Source organism: Comamonas faecalis (genome assembly GCF_039538025.1).
Taxonomy (GTDB): Bacteria; Pseudomonadota; Gammaproteobacteria; order Burkholderiales; family Burkholderiaceae_C; genus Comamonas_C; species Comamonas_C faecalis.
Window position 1 is genome coordinate 25,913 of the sequence record NZ_BAABBP010000007.1, and the last position, 17,643, is coordinate 43,555.

The window sequence follows — 17,643 nt, forward strand, 5'->3', positions numbered from 1 at the left end:
CGAAGGGTTGCCCCGCAAAAGCAGCGTCTGCGGCGTTGCAAATACTCGCTGGGCAACCAGCCCAGCTGCGCTTTGCGCCTTGCAGCCACCGCCTTTGCGGGGCAACGGGCACTATGAAAAGATCGTAAACACGCTCTCAAGCGGCCTGCGGTGGCCGCGCAACCCGCGCCAGCGCGATGGCGGCCACCGCCAGCACCAGCCCGACGACGTCGGTCACACCCTCAGGGATGAACAGCAGCAGCCCGGCCACGCCCAGGGCGATGCGCGCCCAGGGCGCCAGCACCCCCACCCACCACAGATAGCCCTCGAACGCGCCCGAGAGCAGCGCCACCGCGACGATGGCGGTCACCGCCGACTGGAGGACGACCAGCGGCGCGCCATCCATGATCAGCGCCGGCTGCAGCACGAACATCACCGGCAGCAGCAAAAGCAGGCAGCCGATGCGCAGCGACTTGAAGCCCACCGCCATCGCGTTGGCCTTGGCGATCGTCGCCGCCACGATGGACGCCAGCGCCACTGGCGGCGTGATGAACGAGACCATGCCCCAGTAGAAGATGTACAGGTGCGCGGCCATGGGCTCGACACCGACGGCGATCAGCGCCGGCGCCAGCGTGATGGCCAGGAAGATGTAGCAGGCCGACGCCGTCATGCCCATGCCCAGCACGAAGCTGGTCGCCGCGCCCGCGGCCAGCAGCAGATACATATTGCCGTGGGCGTACTGCACCAGCTCGCGCGACAGCGAGTTGGCGACGCCGGTCGTCGACATCGCGCCGATCACCAAGCCGATGCCGGCGATCAGGCACACCAGCTGCGCCAGGCCCTGGCCCACGTCCACGGTCAGCTGGCACATTGCGCGCCAGCCAAAGCCGCTGCGCCGCCCGCGCACCACGGCAAAGGCCAGCAGAAACAGCGCCACCCAGAACGGTGCCTGCGCCTCGGTGCGCCACACCAGCAGCATGGCGGTGAGCACCAGCAGCGCGGCAATGTAGTGCCAGCCCGTGCGCACCGTCTGGCGCAGCGGCGGCACGGTCGACAGGTCGAGGCCGACCAGCTTGTGGCGCGCCGCATAGCAGTCGGTCTGCAGCATCAGCGCAAAGTAGTACAGCAGCGCTGGCAGAAACGCCGCGATGATGACCTGCGCATACGGCACGTTCAGAAAACTGGCCATGATGAAAGCGGCCGTGCCCATCACCGGCGGCATCAGCGCGCCGCCGGTCGACGCGCAGGCCTCCACGGCGCCGGCATAGGTCGGCGGGTAGCCGCAGCCCTTCATCGTCGGTATCGTGATGACGCCGGTGGTCATGACGTTGGACGTGGGGCTGCCCGACAGCATGCCGAACAGGCCCGACGAGAAAATCGCCACCTTGGCCGGCCCGCCGCGCGTCTTGCCCAGCAGTGCCGACGCGAAGTTCATGAAGAACTCACCGCCACCCGTGTTGGCCAGCACGACGCCAAAGACGATGAAGCCGATCAAGGTGTCGGCCACCACCTGCATCGGAATGCCGATGATGCTCTCCAGCCCATAGGCGTGCTCGGTCACGGTCTGGGCCAGATCCAGCTGCACGCCCCACAGAAAGCCCGGCATGTGGCCGGCGAACAGCGGAAAGCAGGCGAACAGCGCGCAGAAGAAGAACAGAATCCACTCGCCCGTGCGCCGCAGTCCCTCCAGCGCCAGCAGCACGTACAACCCCGCCAGCAAGGTGGGCGCCAGCGGTGCGTCCAGGTTCCAGCCGCGGTCGATGATGTTCTGCGCATTGACCAGCATCCACAGCGACGCAGCCAGCACCAGCGCCGCCAGCAGCCAGTCGTACCAGCGCACCGCCACCTGGCCCTTGCGCGCCGGGAAGGCCAGGAAGCCGAGCGCCAGGAACAGGCCGATCATCAGGTAGTAGTAGCCGGTGGAGACCGGCCGGAACCCGAACAGCCCCAGGTTGAACACCTGGTTGACGCTGGCGGCGATGCCCAGCACCGACAGCACGAAGGCGACCCAGAACGGCGCGCCCTGCAGGCGCACCGAGCGCGCCTCCGGATCTTCCAGTGCATAGTCCGCCTTCTGCTGCGGCTGCGCGTTGCCTTGTTCTGCCATGGCGGATCGCCTCCTTCCGGGTCAGTCGGCTTACAGGGCCGCCAGTGCCTTGGCGCGCTCGCCATCCCACAGCGCGCGCAGGCCGTCGCCGTCGGCGCCCTTGGCCTGGGGTGTGGCCATCATCGCCTTCCACGCCGCCTTGAGCGCCGCGTGGCGCTTGAGCATGCCGTCCTGCCAGGCCTGGGCCTGGTCGTTCCACAGGCCGATCTCCTTGAGATAGCGGATCGCGCCGTCGTGGAACGGCGCGTCCATTGGCGGCGTGCCGGATTTCTTGATGTCCCAGCGCGGCATGATGGGCGCGGCATCCTTGTACAGGTCGAAGGACTCGGCCACCGCCTTGAGCATGGCGTAGGTGGAATCGGCACTAGCATCTGTCGGCACGGTGATCATCGGATAGCGGTAGCCGATCATCCACACCGGATGCTCTGCCGAAAGCCCCGCTCCAAGACCCTCCTGATAGGGCTCGATGAACGGTACGACCCTCTGCGCGCGCGCCCAGCCTTCCTTGTTCTCTGGAGGCATCGGTATCCAGCCGATGCCCTGCGGGCTGGCTTCCAGCTCACGCAACACGGCCGCCGCAGGCGCGAACCCGGCGGCATCGGCACGGCCCTCGATCAACGCTTTGCCGGAGGCTCCATAACTGGGCACATCGACCAGATCGAGGTCATCCCAGGTAAGGCCGCCAAAGGCCAGGATGGGCTCGACCTTGGCATTAACCGAAGTGTTGGATCGCGCAATGGCAAAGCGCTTGCCTTTGAGGTCGGCGGCGGTCTTGATACCGCTGGCCGCGGTAACGACGATCGACAACGAATTGACGCGCCCGGCCAGCACGCGCAAATCCTGCGGCCCCCACTCGGGCGTGCAGAATTCGTACAGGCCTTCGCTGGCAAAGAACACCTCGTTGGCCAGCCAGCCAAACGGCACGCGCTTGCGCAGCACCGGCTGGATGCGCCCGATCGCGCTGCCCGATGGCTGCAGGCGCACCCGCGTGCCGTACTTCTTGCCGAACGCGTCGGCGATGGCCGATGCCTCGACATAGCCTGTCGAGCCCACGTCATAGGTGCTCCACACCATGGTCGACGGCAGGCCGCTCTGCGCCAGTGCCATGCCGCTGTGGCCCAGGCCGGCCAATGCGGCCAGGGACGCGCCTGCCTGAAGGGTTTGTCTGCGGGTGATGCTCATCTCCGTGTCTCCTTTGAATACGGGGCGCGCCGTGCCCGAGGACCGTGCACGCCCGTTGGGTGAAACCTTGTGCGCCGTCTGCCTTCGCTTGTACGCTGCCGGTGTGGGTACGTCAATGCGCCGCGCGGCCCGCGCGCCGCATTTCAGGACGCCTTGACATGCTTGCAAGTGCTTTGCGCCAGCGGCTTGAAGGCCTGGTCGCCGGCGATGGTGGCCAGCACCTTGTAGTAGTCCCAGGGGTATTGCGACTCGGCAGGCTGCTTGACCTGCACCAGGAACATGTCGTGCACCATGCGGCCGTCCTCGCGCACGCGGCCGTTCTGGGCAAACATGTCGGTCAGCTGCATGTCCCGCAACTGCTTGACGACGGCCGGCGCGTCGTCGGTGCCTGCAACCCGCACCGCCTTCAGGTACTGGGTGACGGCGGAGTAGTCGCCGGCGTGCACCATCGAGGGCATCTTCTTCATCTTGCTGAAAAAACGCCGCGCCCAGGCGCGCGTCTCGTCGTTGCGGTCCCAATAGAAGCCGGTGGTGAACACCATGCCCTGGCCATGCTTGAGCCCCAGCGCATGGATGTCGTTGATGAACATGATGCTGGGCACGATGGTCTGCTTCTTGTTGATGCCGAATTCGTTGGCCGCCTTGATGGTGTTGACCGTGTCGGACGTGGCGTTGGCCAGCGCGATCACCGGCGCCTTCGAGCTTTGCGCCTGCAACAGGAAGGACGAGAAATCGCTCGCGTTGAGCGGGTGGTAGGTGCTGCCGACGATCTTGCCGCCGCCGGCGGCGACGAACTCGCTCAGGTTGGCCGACATGGCCTTGCCGAAGGCGTAGTCCACGCCCAGGATGAACCACTCCTTCTTGCCCTGCGCCAGGATGCCGTCGGCCGCGCCCTTGGCCAGTGCGTAGGTGTCATAGGTGTAGTGGATGGCGGTGGGCGCGCAATGCTCGTTGGTCAGGATGTCGGACGCGCCGCCGGTGTTCATCACCAGCTTGTTCCTCTCGCGCGCCAGGTTGTTCACCGCCACGGCCACCGCGGTGTTGTTGAGGTTGATGATCAGATCCACGCCATCGCGATCGAACCAGGTGCGCGCATGCGTGGCGCCCACGTCGGCCTTGTTCTGGTGGTCGGCCCAGACGACCTCGACCTTCTTGCCCAGCACGCTGGCGCCGTAGTCCTCGACCGCCATCTTCGCGGCCTCGACCGAGCCGCGACCGGCGGTGTCGGCATACAGCCCCGACATGTCCGACAGCACGCCAATGCGCACCACGTCGTCGGATATGCCCGCCGCCTGAACCCCGAGGCAGGCTGCCGACCAAACGGCGCCCAGCGCCAATGTCCGCCCAAACGAGAATGTCCCCATCAAAGTGTCTCCTTGTATGTGTCGTTGTACGCCCACGCCGGCACCGTCAGCCGTAAGGCGCGGCCATCGTAGATAAGCGCCTGCCCATCTGCCTATGCACGATTGCCTAAGTCGCCCTTTGGCACGCTGAAAGCCGGGTTTTCACGCAGCACGGCAAACACCGGGTTTCAGATTGCCGAATTGAACTGCGCAGGCGTTGCGTGCATGCTCAAGCGCAACCCCGTTTTTCTGCAAAGGCATTTCCATGCACGTCAGTGCCCAGACCCATTACCAGGCCGAGCTGGACGCCGGCCGCTTCTGCATACAGCACTGCCCGCAGTGCCAGCATTTCAACTTTCCGCCGCGCGAGCTGTGCCCGCACTGCGGCGCAGCCGGCCTGCGCTGGGTGCGCGCCAGTGGCGGGGGAACGGTGTATTCCACCAGCACCATCGCACGCAAGCAGGATGCCGGCGGCAACTACAACGTGGCCCTCGTCGACCTGCAGGAGGGCGTGCGCATGATGGGCCGCGTCGAGGGCCTGGCACCCGAGGACGTGGCGATTGGCCAACGCGTGCAGGCCCATGTGGCGCACAAGGACGGGCGCGGCCTGGTGCTGTTCACGCCCGCAGCGCAAGGAGGTGCAGCATGAGCCGCATTCCCCAATCTCACCTGGATGCCGCCGCCGTCAACCGTCCGCTACGCGGCCGCGTGGCCATTGCCGGCGCTGCCACCTACGGCTGCGGCGAGTCGCCCGGCATGGACGACATGACGCTGCTGGTGCGCGCAGCGCACGCCGCGGTGCAGGACGCGGGCCTCACCATGCAGGACATCGACGGCCTGGCCACATGCAGCGTCAACGCGACGATGTGGGCCATGCCGGTGATCGAGCATCTGGGCATCAACCCGACCTACGTGGACTCGACCATGGTCGGCGGCTCCAGCTTCATCGCCCACCTGCTGCCGGCGATGCGCGCGCTCGACGCTGGCCAGTGCAAGGCGGTGCTGGTGTGCTACGGCAGCGCGCAGCGCTCGGCCACCTTCGGGCGCAAGGAGAGCATCACCGCGCGGCGCCTGCTCGACCCCCAGCCCTACGAGGCGCCGTACGAGCCGGTGATGCCCGTCACCGCCTACGCACTGGCGGCGGCGCGCCACATGCATGAATTTGGCACGACGCGCGCACAACTCGCCGAGGTGGCCGTCGCCGCACGCGCCTGGGCGCAGCAAAACCCCGAGGCCTTCATGCGCGACCCGCTCACCATCGACGAAGTGCTGGCCGCGCGCCCCATCGCCAGCCCGCTCACCGTGCGCGACTGCTGCCTGGTGACCGACGGCGGCGGCGCCATCGTGCTGACCCGAGCCGACCGCGCGCGCGACCTGCCCCAGCCACCGGTCTACCTGCTGGGCAACGCCACCGCCATCTGGCATCGCCAGATCTCGTGCATGCCCGACCTGACCATCACCAGCGCGGCCCAGTCGGGCGCGCAGGCGTTCGCCATGGCGGGCCTGAAGGCGGCCGACATGGACATGGCCCAGGTCTACGACGCGTTCACGATCAACACCATCCTGTTCCTCGAAGACCTGGGCTTTTGCGCCAAGGGCGAGGGCGGTGCCTTCGTGCAGGGCGGCGGCATCGCCCCGGGCGGGCGCCTGGCGGTCAACACCAATGGTGGTGGACTGTCGTGCGTGCACCCGGGCATGTATGGCATCTTTGCGCTGGTCGAGGCGGTGCGCCAGCTGCGCGGCCAGGCCGGCGCGCGGCAGTTGAAGCGCCACGACACCGCCGTGGTGCACGGCAACGGCGGCACGCTGTCGAGCCAGTCGACGGCCATCCTGGGCACGGCCGCCACCCTCTGAGCGGCAAAGGAGTACGACATGATCCGCGACCCCGAAACCCTGGAAGCGCTGCTCGACAGCGTGCGCCGCTTCGTGCGCGAGCGCCTGGTGCCGGCCGAGAACGAAGTGGCCGAGACCGACGAGATCCCCTCGTCAATAGTGCAGGAAATGCGCGATCTCGGGCTGTTCGGCCTGACGATTCCCGAGAAATTCGGCGGCCTGGAGCTGACCATGGAGGAGGAGTGCCGCGTGCTGCTGGAGCTGTGCCAGACCGCGCCGGCCTTCCGCTCGGTCATCGGCACCACGGTGGGCATCGGCTCGCAGGGCATCCTGATCGACGGCACGCCCGAGCAGCAGGCCCAGTGGCTGCCGCGCATGGCCACCGGCGAGGTGATCGCCTCGTTCGCGCTGACCGAGCCCGAGGCCGGCTCGGACGCGGCGTCGCTGCGCACCACGGCCATCCGTGATGGCGACCACTACGTGGTCAACGGCACCAAGCGCTTCATCACCAACGCGCCGCACGCAGGCATGTTCACGCTGATGGCGCGCACCGACCCCAGCAACAAGGGCGCTGGTGGCGTGTCGGCCTTCATCGTCGATGCGAAAAGCCCCGGCATCAGCTTTGGCGCCTATGACAAAAAGATGGGCCAGAAGGGCGCGCACACCTGCGACGTGATCTTCGACAACGTGCGCGTGCCTGCGGCCAACCTCATCGGCCTCAAGGAGGGACGCGGCTTCAAGACCGCGATGAAGGTGCTGGAGAAGGGCCGCATCCACATCGCCGCCGTCGCCGTGGGCGCTGCCCGGCGCATGCTGCGCGACGCGCTGGCCTACGCGCTCGACCGCAAGCAGTTTGGCCAGGCAATCTGCGACTTCCAGCTGGTGCAGGCCATGCTGGCCGACAGCCAGGCCGAGCTGTACGCCGCCGAGTGCATGACGCTGGACGCCGCGCGCCGGCGCGACGACGGCTTGGAGGTGGCCATCGAGGCATCAAGCGCCAAGATGTTCGCCACCGAGATGTGCGGGCGCGTTGCCGACCGCGCGGTGCAGATCCTGGGCGGCGCGGGCTATATGGCCGAGTACGGCATCGAGCGCTTCTACCGCGACGTGCGGCTGTTTCGCCTGTACGAGGGCACGACGCAGATCCAGCAAATCATCATCGCCCGCGCCATGGTGCGCGCGGCGCGCGGCGCATGAGTGGCGTGCCCGACACCACGGCGGAACGGCCGCCCGAGCGCAGCGCCTTCATGCGCCTGATCGGCGCAGCGCAAGTCCCGGCGCCCGAGGGCAAGGTCTGGGTGCGCCTTCCCGAGCTGCGCCCCGAGCTGCTCAACCAGCTGCCCGCGGCGCACGGCGGCGTCATCATGGCGCTGCTCGATTCGGTCATGTCGCGCGCCTGTGCGCTGCAGCCGGGCGCGCCGTCGCAGACCGCGGTGACCGTGGAGATGACCAGCCGTTTTCACCGCCCCGGGCGCGGCGCGCTGCTGGCCGAGGGCTGGGTGGTGCACGCCAGCCGCAGCCTGTGCAGTTGCGCGGCCGAGTTGCGCGATGCGGACGGCCAGCTGGTTGCCAGCGGCAGCGGCACCTTCAAGTACTGGCTGGCGCCGACAACGCTGGACAGGCCGTCGGCCGATTGACCCACGACCCGCGACATGGGCCGGCGGACGCTGCTGCGCCGCCGCGCCTCGGAGCGCATCAGCCGCGCTTGCGATTGAAGAAGTGCTGCTCCATCGCCTCGCGCGGCTCATCGGTGGTGTAGCTGTCGGCAAACGCGGTAATGCTCTCATGCAGGCCGCGCTCGATCGACGGATCCTCCCAGGCGCGCAGCAAGGCCTTTTGCGCGCGCAGTGCGCGCGGTGCACAGGCCAGCAGGTCGTCGAGCAGCTGCTGCACCGCCGCGTCCAGCTCGCCAGCGTCCGCCACCTCGTTGAGCAGCCCCCAGCGCAGTGCCTTGTCGGCGTCGATGGCCGCGCCGGTCAGCAGCAGCCAGCGCGCGTTGCCCTCGCCGATCAGGCGCGCCAGCAGCCGCGCGTGGATCACCGACGGAATGCCCACGCGCACCTCGGGCATCGAGAACTGCGCGTCGCGCGCGCCGACGCGCAGGTCGCAGGCAGCGGCCAGCTCCAGGCCACCACCCATGGTCCAGCCCGCCAGCCGCGCCACCGTAGGCTGGGGGAAATCGCGCACCGCCTCGCACAGGTCGTGCAGCCCGGTGATGAAGCGCCGCGCCGTATCGGGCGCCAGCTGCACCAACTCATTGATGTTGGCGCCGGCGACGAACGCGCGCTCGCCGCTGCCGCGCAGCACCAGCGCGCGCACGCTGTCATCGCGTGCCAGCCGGCGCAGCAACTGCGCCATCTCGGCCGTCGTCGCGCTGTCCAGAATGTTCAGCGCCGTGCCGTTGGCAATCGTCACGGTGGCCACGCCGCGCTCGGACAGCGCCAGCTGCAGGTGTTGCAAATCCATTTGCATTGCTCGTGTCTCCTGGGCTTGATCAAGAAAGCGCCAATCGCCCCTGGGCGTCGGCCACCAGCATCTGCACCAGGTCCTGGGCAAAGCCGGGCAGCGCATCCAGACTGCGCACGCAGATCTGCATCTCGCGCACCGACCAGGCGTCGGCCAGCGGCACGATGGCAATCTCCATGCCGTGCGCGTGGCGGCTGGCGGCCGACTCGGGCAGCACGCCCACGCCCACGCCCGACTCGATCATGCGGCAGGCGGTCTCGAAGTTGCCCACCTGGATGCGCTGCTTGATCGGGCGGTGCAGCTGGTCGCTGGCCTGGCGCAAAAAGCCGTGGATGGCGCTCGACTCGTGCAGCCCGACGTATTCCAGCTCCAGCGTATCGGCAAACGCCACCTGGGTGCAGCCGTCCAGCGCATGGCCGCGCGGCACGACCAGCACCAGGCGGTCGCGCCGGTAGGGCAGGGTCTCCAGGTTCTCGGTGCGCACCAGGCCGGCGACGATGCCGATGTCGGTCTGCCCCTCGGTCACCGCGCGCACGATGTCGTGCGACAGGCGCTCGCGCAGGTCGATGTTCACGTCGGGGTTGGCGCTCAGGAAGTGGCGCAGCACCGGCGGCAGGAATTCACTGAGCGACGTGGTGTTGGCGAACACGCGCACATGGCCCTTGATGCCGCGCACGTACTCCTGCATGTCGCCGCGCAGGTGCTCGATCTGGCCCAGCACCTGGCGCGCATGGGTCACGAAGGCCTGGCCCGGCGGGGTCAGCGTCACGCCCTGGCTGGTGCGGTACAGCAGCTTGGTGCCAATGCTCTCCTCCAGGTTCTTGATGCGCGTGCTGGCCGCGGGCAGCGAGATGAAGGAAAGCTCTGCGCCGCGCGTCATACTGTTGGCGTCGGCGATGTGCACCATCAGGCGCAGATCCACAAGATCGAAATGCATGGCCATGGCCCGGCATTGTAGGGAGGCCGCGGCCCGCATCGTGTCGCCGCGGCGGCGCAAAACGCCTGCTTTCACAAAAGCAGACGCGGGCACGCCAGCCAGCACGTAGCATGGCGACGCCATGATTTTTGCCAACGAAATGTGAGCGCATGAACACCTCCTCCTCCACCTCCCCCACTCCCACTCCCGCCGCCGGCGCGCTGGGCCACCTGCGCGTGCTCGACCTGTCGCGCGTGCTTGCCGGCCCCTGGTGCACACAGAACCTGGCCGACCTGGGCGCCGACGTGATCAAGATCGAAAAACCCGGCGCCGGCGACGACACACGCCACTGGGGCCCGCCCTTCTTCGCCGACGACGCGGGCCAGCCCACGCAGCAGGCCTGCTACTACGCGGCGTGCAACCGCAACAAGCGCTCTGTCACCGTGGACATGGCCACGCCCGAGGGCCAGCAGATCATTCGTGACCTGGCCGCGCAAAGCGACGTGGTGGTCGAGAACTTCAAGACCGGCGGGCTTGCGCGCTACGGGCTGGACTACGCCAGCCTGTCGGCGCTGAACCCGCGCCTGGTCTACTGCTCGGTCACCGGCTTCGGCCACACCGGGCCGTATGCGCCGCGCGCCGGCTACGACCTCTTGATCCAGGCGATGAGCGGCGTGATGAGCTTTACCGGCCACGCCGACGGCGAGCCCGGCGCCGGCCCGCTGCGCGTGGGCGTGGCCGTGGTCGACCTGTTCACCGGCATGTACGCGACCACCGCCATCCTGGCGGCGCTGCAGGCGCGCGAGCACACCGGCCGCGGCCAGCACATCGACATCGCACTGCTGGACTGCGCCATGGCCATGCTGGGCAACCAGGGCGCGGGCTACCTGAACGCCGGCAGCATCCCCACGCGCCAGGGCAACACCCACCCCAGCGTCGTGCCCTACCAGGACTTCCCGACGCAGGACGGCAACGTGCTGCTGGCAATCGGCAACGACGGCCAGTTCGCGCGCTTTTGCGAGGCCGCGGGCACCACCTGGCACCAGGACGCGCACTACACGACCAACGCCGCGCGCGTGATCAACCGCGGCGTGCTGATCCCGATGATGCAGGCGCTCACCCGCACGCGCACCACGGCCGAATGGGTACAGTTGCTGGAAAGCCGCGCAGTGCCCTGCGGGCCGATCAACAACGTTGGCCAGGCCTTCGACGACCCCCAGGTGCGCGCGCGCGGCCTGCGCGTGGAGCAGCTGCGCTACCCCGACGGCCGGCTGCCGGCCGGTGAGCAGGTCAACAAGGTTGCGACGACGGCCAGCCCGCTGCGCCTGTCGGACACGCCGGTGACGCTGCGCTACGCGCCGCCCGCGCTGGGCCAGCACACCGACGAGGTGCTGCGCGAGAAGCTGGGGCTGGATGCAGCGCGGCTGCAGGCGCTGCGGGGCAAGGGCGTGGTGTAGCCGGGGGAACACCAGAGTCCGGGCCGCCTTCGGCGGCGGCTGCAGATCGACAGAGGCACCCTGCCCCGGCGCACGCAGCCCGTTTGCACGGAGCGACTGCAGCAGGCTGCTCTGAACACCCCACAGAAAACCAGCCCGCCCACTCCCGCAGACACGGAGCGGGCGGCAGGCGAGTCAGTCAGGTAATCGGCGCGCCGAAGAACAGATTGGGCAGGTACAGCGCGATCTGCGGGAAGAAGACGATGATCAACGCACCCAGCAGCGTCACCAGCACATAGGGGATGACCGACACGTACAGGTCGTGCATGGTCACCTCCGGCGGCGCCACGCCCTTGAGGTAGAACAGGTTGAAGCCGAACGGCGGCGTCATGTAGCCCACCTCCATCATGATGATGAACAGCACGCCGAACCAGATCGGATCCCAGCCGTAGTTCTGCACCACCGGCATGAAGGCCGGCAGCGTGATCAGCATGATGCCGACCGGGTCGAGCACCATGCCCAGCACGAACAGCACCAGCATCATGAAGACCAGCGCACCATACGGCCCGCCGGGGATGAGCAGCATCAGGTCGTCGATCAGCGCATTGGCGCCCAACGTGGTGTAGGCGGTGGAGAAGGCATGCGCGGCAAACAGAATCCACATCACCATGGCCGTCAGGCGCAGCGTCTGGATGGCCGAGTCATTGAGCACCGCCAGTGTCAGCTTGCGGTGCACGGCTGCCGCCACCAGCGCGCCCAGCACGCCCAGCGCGGCCGACTCGGTCGCCGTGGCGAGGCCGGTGAAAATGGCGCCCAGCACCAGCGCGACGATGAGCAGCGGCAGGAACACGGCCTTGAGCGAGTCGATTTTCATCTTCCAGTCGCCGCGCTCCTCGGGCGGCAGCGCCGGCGCCAGCTCGGGCTGCAGCCAGGCGCGCACGCCGATGTAGATGGTCACCAACGTGAACAGCAGCACGCCCGGCAGGATGCCCGAGGCGAACAACCGCCCGACCGACACCTCGGTGAGCATGGCGTACAGAATCATCAGCACCGATGGTGGAATGAGAATGCCCCAGCCGCCACCGCAGTTGATGGCGCCGGCGGCAAGCCGCTTGTCATAGCCGCGGTTGAGCATCTGCGGCAGCGCAATCGTGCCCATGGTCACCACCGCTGCGCCGCTGACCCCGCTCATCGCGGCGAAGATGGCGCAGATCGCCACGGTGCCAATCGCCAGCCCGCCGCGAAAGCCGCCGAACCACAGGTGCATCATCCGGTACAGGTTGTTGGCCACGCCCGATTTCTCCAGCAGCATGGCCATGTAGACGTACATCGGAATGGCGATCAGCGTGAAGCTGGTCATCGAGTCCCAGAACTTGGAGGCAACGATGTAGAAACCCGGTGTTCCGATCGAGAAATACAGAAAAACGACCGAAATGCCGCCCAGCGTGAATACCAGCGGCACGCCGACGAAAAGAAAAAACAGCAGTGAGCCAAAAAACAGGGCTGTGGTCCATTCAACTGACACAGTGACTCCTTGTGTTTATTCGCCGCCCGGTTCGGCGGCCTGCTGGCCCCAGACCGCCGGGTCGTTATTCAGCCCGCGCAGCGTGCGCACGTCACTGGCCATGCGCACCAGTCCCTGCAGCAACAGCAGCACGCCTGCCACCGGAATCGCCGCCTTGATCGGCCAGATGTAGGGCTTCCACAGGCTTTGCGAGGTCTCCCACCGGGCAATCGACTCCCACGCCATGTCGCCGCTCTGCCAGATCAACACGATCAGGAAGAACAGGAACAGGAACGAGGTCGCCAGATCCAGCAGCGCCTTGCGCTTGCGCGAGAGCTTGCCGTAGAGGATGTCGACGCTGACGTGGCCGCGCTCGGCCAGTAGGTAGCCGCCGGCGATGACCGAGTACAAACCAAAGATGAGCTGAGCCAGCTCCGACGTCCAGATCGTCGCGCTGCCCACCACATAGCGCATGACGACGTCGGCCAGCAGCGACAGAAACATCGGAACGATCAGCCAGGCGGCAATTTTTCCGACCCACAGATTGGTCTGCGTGATGGCCCGGGCCAGTGCGTGCATTGCGTCCTCCCTGTCAACGTCTGTTGATGGTGCGCAGGCCAATGCGGCCTGCAGTGAATGTCACTAGTGCAGTGTTCGACGCTATCTGCGACATAAAACCGCGTCTTTTCGGCCTGGGCGGCGTTGCAAATCCTCGCGATAGCTACGGCTATCACTGCGGTTTGCGCCTTGCCCAGACCAAAAATCCATCGGTTTTATTTGTCACATCAAGCATCGAACACTGCACTAGCGTCAGACGTAGCCCAGATCCTTCATCAGGGCGGTGAGCTTCTCGCCCATCTCCTTGGCCTTGGGGCCGCCGGCCATGTCCTTGGCCAGAATGTCCTTGGACGCCTGGGCCATGCGCTTTTGCACGTCTTCGGGATAGGGCACCAGTTCCAGGCCGTACTTGGTGACGCCGGTGTTGGTTGCCACCGCCTCCTGGTGCTGGTATTCGATGGTGCGGCGGAAATAGCGCTCCTGCACCAGCATCGTGAAGGTCTCGCGCAGATCGTCGGGCAGCTTGTTGTAGGCGTCCAGGTTGATCACGAATACGTCGTTGGCGATCAGCACCGCCGGCTTCATCTGGAACTTGGCCACCTCCCAGAATTTCATCGACAGCGCGCCGACGGCCGCGCCCCAGTGCGCACCATCGATCACGCCGGTGGCCAGCGCCTGGTACAGCTCGGGGCCATCGATGTTCTGCGGCACGAAGCCGGCAGCGGCAAAGTAGTCGACCAGGTTGCCCGCCGAGCGGATCTTGATGCGCGAGAGATCCTCACCGGGTGCGATCTTCTTCTTGAGCACCAGCTCGGTCGGATACGACTTCTCGGCCATCATGAACACGCCGCGCGCCTTGAGCTGCTCGTTGAGCGCCGCCTCCAGCCCCAGGTTCTTGACCAGGTGCATCATCTCCCAGGGATGACGCAGCGTCCCCGGAATGCCGAAATACTGGTTCATCAGCTCGGACTCATCGGGGTTGTAGCTGGGCGCGGTCGAGCCCATCTGCACCACGCCACGGCGCACGATGTTGAAAATCTCGCTGCCCTTGGCAATCTCGCCCGCCCCCATGGCCTGCAGCTTGAAGCGCCCCTTGGTGCGCTCATCCAGTTCCTTGGCCAGCGGCACCAGGCTGCCGTTGAACGAGCCCGACGCCTTGGGCCAGTGCGACTGCACCCGCCAGCTGACCTTGGCCTGCGCATGCGCCGACGTGATGATGGCCGGTGCGGCCGCGGCGGCCAGCACGCCCTTCAGGGCATTGCGGCGATTGGATGTGCGATGGGTGGACTGCATGGTGGTCTCCATAAGAGTCGTCGTGGTGTGGCGCGCCCGCCGCTGTCTCGCGCGGCCGCACGCCTCGAAGGCGAGAGCCATCGTGCAGACTCCAGCGCAACTTGTGAATCGGTTTTTTCCAAACCCGGGGTTTATCCCTGCCGATTGCGCGTTTTCCCGAAGAAAGCCGCCCATCTCGCTGGATCGGCGCGCACCGCAATCTGCCAGGCACTCCACAGCATCAAGGCCTGGGTACAAACGGAGGACGCCTCAACCTTGCTGCAAAACGACAGCAGCGATTGCTTTCTGCTTATCCCGCCGTGATCCCCGCCGTCTTGATCACCTGGGCCCACTTGTCGATTTCGGCGCGCAAAAATTGGCGCATTTCCTGCTGGGTTCCCGGCGCGGCTTGCGCGCCTGCATCCAGCAGGCGTTGGCGTACGACGGGGTCGTTGAAGGCGGTGTTGAAGTCGGTGGTGATCTTGTCGAGCACGGTCTGGGGCGTCTTGGCCGGGGCAAACAACGCAGCCCAGGAATAGGCCTCGTAGCCGGCCAACCCCGCCTCGGCCGCCGTGGGCACGTCCGGCAGCATGGCCGAGCGCTCGCGACTGGCCACGGCCAATACCTTGACACGGCCGCCCTTGACGTGTGGCAGCACCGTGGGCGCGTCGCTGAACATCAGCTGCACCTGGCCGCCCAGCAGATCGTTCATGGCCGGGGCGCTACCCTTGTAGGGCACGTGCTGCAGCTTCGTGCCCGCCTCCATGTTAAACAGCTCACCCGCCAGGTGCGTGCCGCCGCCGTTGCCTGATGAGCCATAGCTCAGATCACTGCCCGAGCGCCTGGCCAGCGCAATGAGCTCCTTGAGATCATTGGCCGGCACCTCGGCATGGGCCACGATGAACACCGGAAACATGGCTGCGAAGCTGATTGGTGCGAAGTCTTTCTCGATGTCATAGGGCAGATTGCCCATCAGCGTGGGGTTGACCGCGTGGTGGATGGCGCCCATGAACAGTGCGTGGCCGTCGGGCGCCTCGCGCGCCGCCGCTTGCGCACCCACCACGCCGCCTGCGCCGGCGCGGTTGTCGATCACCGTGGGCGTCTTCCAGATCTCGGACAGCTTCAGGCTCGCGGCGCGGGCCGTGGTGTCCACGGGGCCGCCCGCCGGGAAGGGCACGATGAAACGCACGGGCTTGCTGGGCCAGGCGCCATTCGCCAGTGCGGCAAGGGGCTGCGTGGCGACGGCCAGCAGGCCGGCGGCGACGAGTTGGCGGCGGGTGATGGGATGCATGGTCATATGGGTTTCCTCAAAAATGGGCAGCCAGTTCCTGCAACTGGCGCTTGAGCACCTTGCCGTTGTGGCTGGTGGGCAACTCGGCCACGGTCACGATGTGGCTGGGCAGCTTGTAGGGCGCCAGCTGCCCGCGCAGCCGCGCGCGGGCGGCGGTCTCGTCAAAACTGGCGCCGGGGCTGAGTTCCACGAATGCGATGACCTCCTCGTTGCCGTCCTTCTCCGCGCGGCCGACGACGGCGCTGCGCTGCACGCCGGGCAGCTGGTTCAGCGCCAGCTCGACCTCGGCCGGGTAGACGTTGAAGCCCGAGCGGATGATCATTTCCTTGAGCCGCCCGACGACGAACAGCGCGCCATCGGCATGCAACTCGCCCAGGTCGCCGCTGGCGTACCAGCCACCGGGTTTCATCACGGCGGCGGTCGCCTGCGGGTCGCGGAAGTAGCCGCGCATCAGCCCGCGCCCGCGCATCCACAGCTCGCCGCGCTCTCCCATCGGTAGCGGCTGGCCCGTGGCGGGGTCGGTGACCTGCACCTCGGCGTCTTCCACCACATAGCCCACGCTGGTGTCGGGGCGCTGCTCGTCCATGCGCGTCAAATGCACCGAGCCCGCATATTCCGACAGGCCGTAGCCGTGATGCAACGCCTGGCCGAAGGCGGCCTCGACGCGATTTTTGAGCGTCAAATCCAGCGGCCCAGCGCCGGTGTAGACGTAGCGCAGCGCCGGCGCGACAGGGTGCGCAATGTGTTGCTCCTGCAGATAGGCCAGCAGGCGCGAGAACAGCGCCGGCGGGCCCTGCAGCTGCGTCACGCCGTGATGCGCCAGCGTATCCAGCAAATCCGCCGGGGCGAATTGCGGGCGCAGCACCAGCTGCGCGCCGGCATACAGCGAGGTCAGCAACACCGTGGCCAGGCCAAAGACATGCGTCATGGGCACGAAGGCATAGCAACGATCCTGCGGGCCCAGTGCGCGCGATGCGGCCGAGACGCGCGCGAAGTGGATCAGCGCCTCGTGCGTGACCATCACGCCCTTGGGTGCGCCCGTGGTGCCCGAGGTGAAGATCAGCGCCGCCACGTCATCCTGCAGCGGCGGCGGCTCCACTGTGGCCTGCCCGCGCACCGCGCCGTGCTGCATGCCGGGCAGCACGCTGTCCACGCCTGCGTGGCGGCGTGCATGCTCGGCGGCGGCGCGCGAGCCGCTGGCGGTGAAGTACAGCAGGCGCGCATCGGCCTTGGCGGCAAAGGCATCGACCTCGCCCGGCGCCATGCGCGCGTTCACGCCGCACGACCAGGCGCCGACGCGGCTCGCGGCCAGGATCAGCGCGGCGTGCTCGGGGCAGTTCTCGGCCACCACCAGCACACGGTCGCCGGCGCACACGCCCAGGGTGCGCAGCTCTTCTTCAGCCGCATCGGTGAGCGCGCCCAGCTCGGCAAAGCTCAGGCTGCGGCCATCGGGCAGGTGGATGAAGGGGTGATCCGGCGCCTCGACCAGCCAGCGATCGAGCAACTGGTGGATACGCTCGGCCGGGGCGGCCAAAAGCGCCGCGCCCGGAAGCGGGCCCGTACGAGCCGCAAGTGTTTGCGCGCTGGCGCGAGGCTTGCCGTCGCTCACCGCTGGTGCGGCCACGGCCTGCCGACGGGAAAGCGTGGGCATCTGTGTCTCCATCAAACATCGCATCGGCCGCTGCATGCAGCCGTGGCCGCGATGGTCACTGAACGCCCTGGGCGTGTGAATTGGCATTTGCCAAAGAGCTGCTTC

The 17,643-nt window shown here is 67.2% G+C and carries 15 protein-coding genes; 5 read left to right on the plus strand and 10 right to left on the minus strand.

The annotated features are described in order from the left end of the window. Positions 1-136: 136 nt before the first annotated feature. The 3 genes from ABD767_RS05400 to ABD767_RS05410 form a co-directional block, all read right to left on the minus strand. A complete protein-coding gene (locus tag ABD767_RS05400; protein ID WP_103046107.1) occupies positions 137-2,086 on the minus strand; it encodes a TRAP transporter fused permease subunit in 1,950 nt (649 codons plus the stop codon). A 30-nt stretch (positions 2,087-2,116) separates the two neighbouring features. Then, on the minus strand, positions 2,117-3,268 hold the full coding sequence (locus ABD767_RS05405; protein ID WP_103046108.1) for a TAXI family TRAP transporter solute-binding subunit: 1,152 nt from the start codon (positions 3,266-3,268) through the stop codon (positions 2,117-2,119). Positions 3,269-3,411: 143 nt separating this feature from the next. After that, on the minus strand, positions 3,412-4,632 hold the full coding sequence (locus ABD767_RS05410; protein WP_103046109.1) for an ABC transporter substrate-binding protein: 1,221 nt from the start codon (positions 4,630-4,632) through the stop codon (positions 3,412-3,414). A 244-nt stretch (positions 4,633-4,876) separates the two neighbouring features. Here ABD767_RS05410 and ABD767_RS05415 point away from each other — a divergent pair, with 244 nt between their 5' ends. Genes ABD767_RS05415 through ABD767_RS05430 form a run of 4 tightly spaced genes read left to right on the plus strand, consistent with a single transcriptional unit; the run spans position 4,877 to position 8,081 of the window. Next, positions 4,877-5,260: an OB-fold domain-containing protein gene (locus tag ABD767_RS05415; RefSeq protein ID WP_103046110.1), complete on the plus strand. Its 384-nt coding sequence runs from the start codon at positions 4,877-4,879 to the stop codon at positions 5,258-5,260. Further along, positions 5,257-6,465 carry an acetyl-CoA acetyltransferase gene (locus tag ABD767_RS05420; protein ID WP_103046111.1) on the plus strand — a complete coding sequence of 403 codons (1,209 nt, stop codon included), beginning with the start codon at positions 5,257-5,259 and terminating at the stop codon, positions 6,463-6,465. Before ABD767_RS05415 ends, ABD767_RS05420 begins: the two co-directional genes overlap by 4 nt. 18 nt (positions 6,466-6,483) lie before the next feature. After that, positions 6,484-7,641 (plus strand): acyl-CoA dehydrogenase family protein, encoded by a 1,158-nt coding sequence (locus ABD767_RS05425; RefSeq protein ID WP_103046112.1) that lies wholly within the window; start codon positions 6,484-6,486, stop codon positions 7,639-7,641. Further along, a complete protein-coding gene (locus ABD767_RS05430; protein ID WP_103046113.1) occupies positions 7,638-8,081 on the plus strand; it encodes a hotdog domain-containing protein in 444 nt (147 codons plus the stop codon). The genes ABD767_RS05425 and ABD767_RS05430 overlap by 4 nt, the downstream gene beginning before the upstream one ends. Positions 8,082-8,139: 58 nt before the next feature. Here the strand turns inward: ABD767_RS05430 and ABD767_RS05435 are convergent, their stop codons facing one another. Then, entirely contained in the window at positions 8,140-8,910 is a 771-nt protein-coding gene (locus ABD767_RS05435; protein ID WP_344868634.1) for an enoyl-CoA hydratase, read from the minus strand. Positions 8,911-8,938: 28 nt separating this feature from the next. Continuing rightward, positions 8,939-9,853 (minus strand): LysR substrate-binding domain-containing protein, encoded by a 915-nt coding sequence (locus ABD767_RS05440; RefSeq protein WP_103046115.1) that lies wholly within the window; start codon positions 9,851-9,853, stop codon positions 8,939-8,941. Between the two features lie 143 nt (positions 9,854-9,996). Between ABD767_RS05440 and ABD767_RS05445 the strand changes: the two genes are divergently transcribed. Beyond that, positions 9,997-11,283 carry a CaiB/BaiF CoA transferase family protein gene (locus tag ABD767_RS05445; protein WP_344868637.1) on the plus strand — a complete coding sequence of 429 codons (1,287 nt, stop codon included), beginning with the start codon at positions 9,997-9,999 and terminating at the stop codon, positions 11,281-11,283. A gap of 178 nt (positions 11,284-11,461) precedes the next feature. On the opposite strand, the gene ABD767_RS05450 is transcribed toward ABD767_RS05445, so the two are convergent. From ABD767_RS05450 to ABD767_RS05470, 5 genes are all read right to left on the minus strand, one after another. Further along, on the minus strand, positions 11,462-12,787 hold the full coding sequence (locus tag ABD767_RS05450; protein ID WP_344868639.1) for a TRAP transporter large permease: 1,326 nt from the start codon (positions 12,785-12,787) through the stop codon (positions 11,462-11,464). A 15-nt stretch (positions 12,788-12,802) separates the two neighbouring features. Beyond that, positions 12,803-13,345: a TRAP transporter small permease subunit gene (locus ABD767_RS05455; protein WP_103046118.1), complete on the minus strand. Its 543-nt coding sequence runs from the start codon at positions 13,343-13,345 to the stop codon at positions 12,803-12,805. A 231-nt stretch (positions 13,346-13,576) separates the two neighbouring features. Further along, a complete protein-coding gene (gene dctP, locus ABD767_RS05460; protein WP_344868641.1) occupies positions 13,577-14,617 on the minus strand; it encodes a TRAP transporter substrate-binding protein DctP in 1,041 nt (346 codons plus the stop codon). 289 nt (positions 14,618-14,906) lie between these two features. Beyond that, on the minus strand, positions 14,907-15,893 hold the full coding sequence (locus tag ABD767_RS05465; RefSeq protein ID WP_344868643.1) for a Bug family tripartite tricarboxylate transporter substrate binding protein: 987 nt from the start codon (positions 15,891-15,893) through the stop codon (positions 14,907-14,909). Between the two features lie 10 nt (positions 15,894-15,903). Further along, complete coding sequence (locus ABD767_RS05470) at positions 15,904-17,538, minus strand: class I adenylate-forming enzyme family protein (protein WP_344868645.1); 1,635 nt, start codon at positions 17,536-17,538, stop codon at positions 15,904-15,906. Positions 17,539-17,643: the final 105 nt, after the last annotated feature.

Bases quoted from the DNA above. Each gene is read 5' to 3' on its own strand.
- ABD767_RS05400 (WP_103046107.1), bottom strand. From the start codon at position 2,086: ATGGCAGAACAAGGCAACGCGCAGCCGCAGCAGAAGGCGGACTATGCA.
- ABD767_RS05405 (WP_103046108.1), bottom strand. From the start codon at position 3,268: ATGAGCATCACCCGCAGACAAACCCTTCAGGCAGGCGCGTCCCTGGCC.
- ABD767_RS05410 (WP_103046109.1), bottom strand. From the start codon at position 4,632: ATGGGGACATTCTCGTTTGGGCGGACATTGGCGCTGGGCGCCGTTTGG.
- ABD767_RS05415 (WP_103046110.1), top strand. From the start codon at position 4,877: ATGCACGTCAGTGCCCAGACCCATTACCAGGCCGAGCTGGACGCCGGC.
- ABD767_RS05420 (WP_103046111.1), top strand. From the start codon at position 5,257: ATGAGCCGCATTCCCCAATCTCACCTGGATGCCGCCGCCGTCAACCGT.
- ABD767_RS05425 (WP_103046112.1), top strand. From the start codon at position 6,484: ATGATCCGCGACCCCGAAACCCTGGAAGCGCTGCTCGACAGCGTGCGC.
- ABD767_RS05430 (WP_103046113.1), top strand. From the start codon at position 7,638: ATGAGTGGCGTGCCCGACACCACGGCGGAACGGCCGCCCGAGCGCAGC.
- ABD767_RS05435 (WP_344868634.1), bottom strand. From the start codon at position 8,910: ATGGATTTGCAACACCTGCAGCTGGCGCTGTCCGAGCGCGGCGTGGCC.
- ABD767_RS05440 (WP_103046115.1), bottom strand. From the start codon at position 9,853: ATGGCCATGCATTTCGATCTTGTGGATCTGCGCCTGATGGTGCACATC.
- ABD767_RS05445 (WP_344868637.1), top strand. From the start codon at position 9,997: ATGAACACCTCCTCCTCCACCTCCCCCACTCCCACTCCCGCCGCCGGC.
- ABD767_RS05455 (WP_103046118.1), bottom strand. From the start codon at position 13,345: ATGCACGCACTGGCCCGGGCCATCACGCAGACCAATCTGTGGGTCGGA.
- dctP (WP_344868641.1), bottom strand. From the start codon at position 14,617: ATGCAGTCCACCCATCGCACATCCAATCGCCGCAATGCCCTGAAGGGC.
- ABD767_RS05465 (WP_344868643.1), bottom strand. From the start codon at position 15,893: ATGACCATGCATCCCATCACCCGCCGCCAACTCGTCGCCGCCGGCCTG.
- ABD767_RS05470 (WP_344868645.1), bottom strand. From the start codon at position 17,538: ATGCCCACGCTTTCCCGTCGGCAGGCCGTGGCCGCACCAGCGGTGAGC.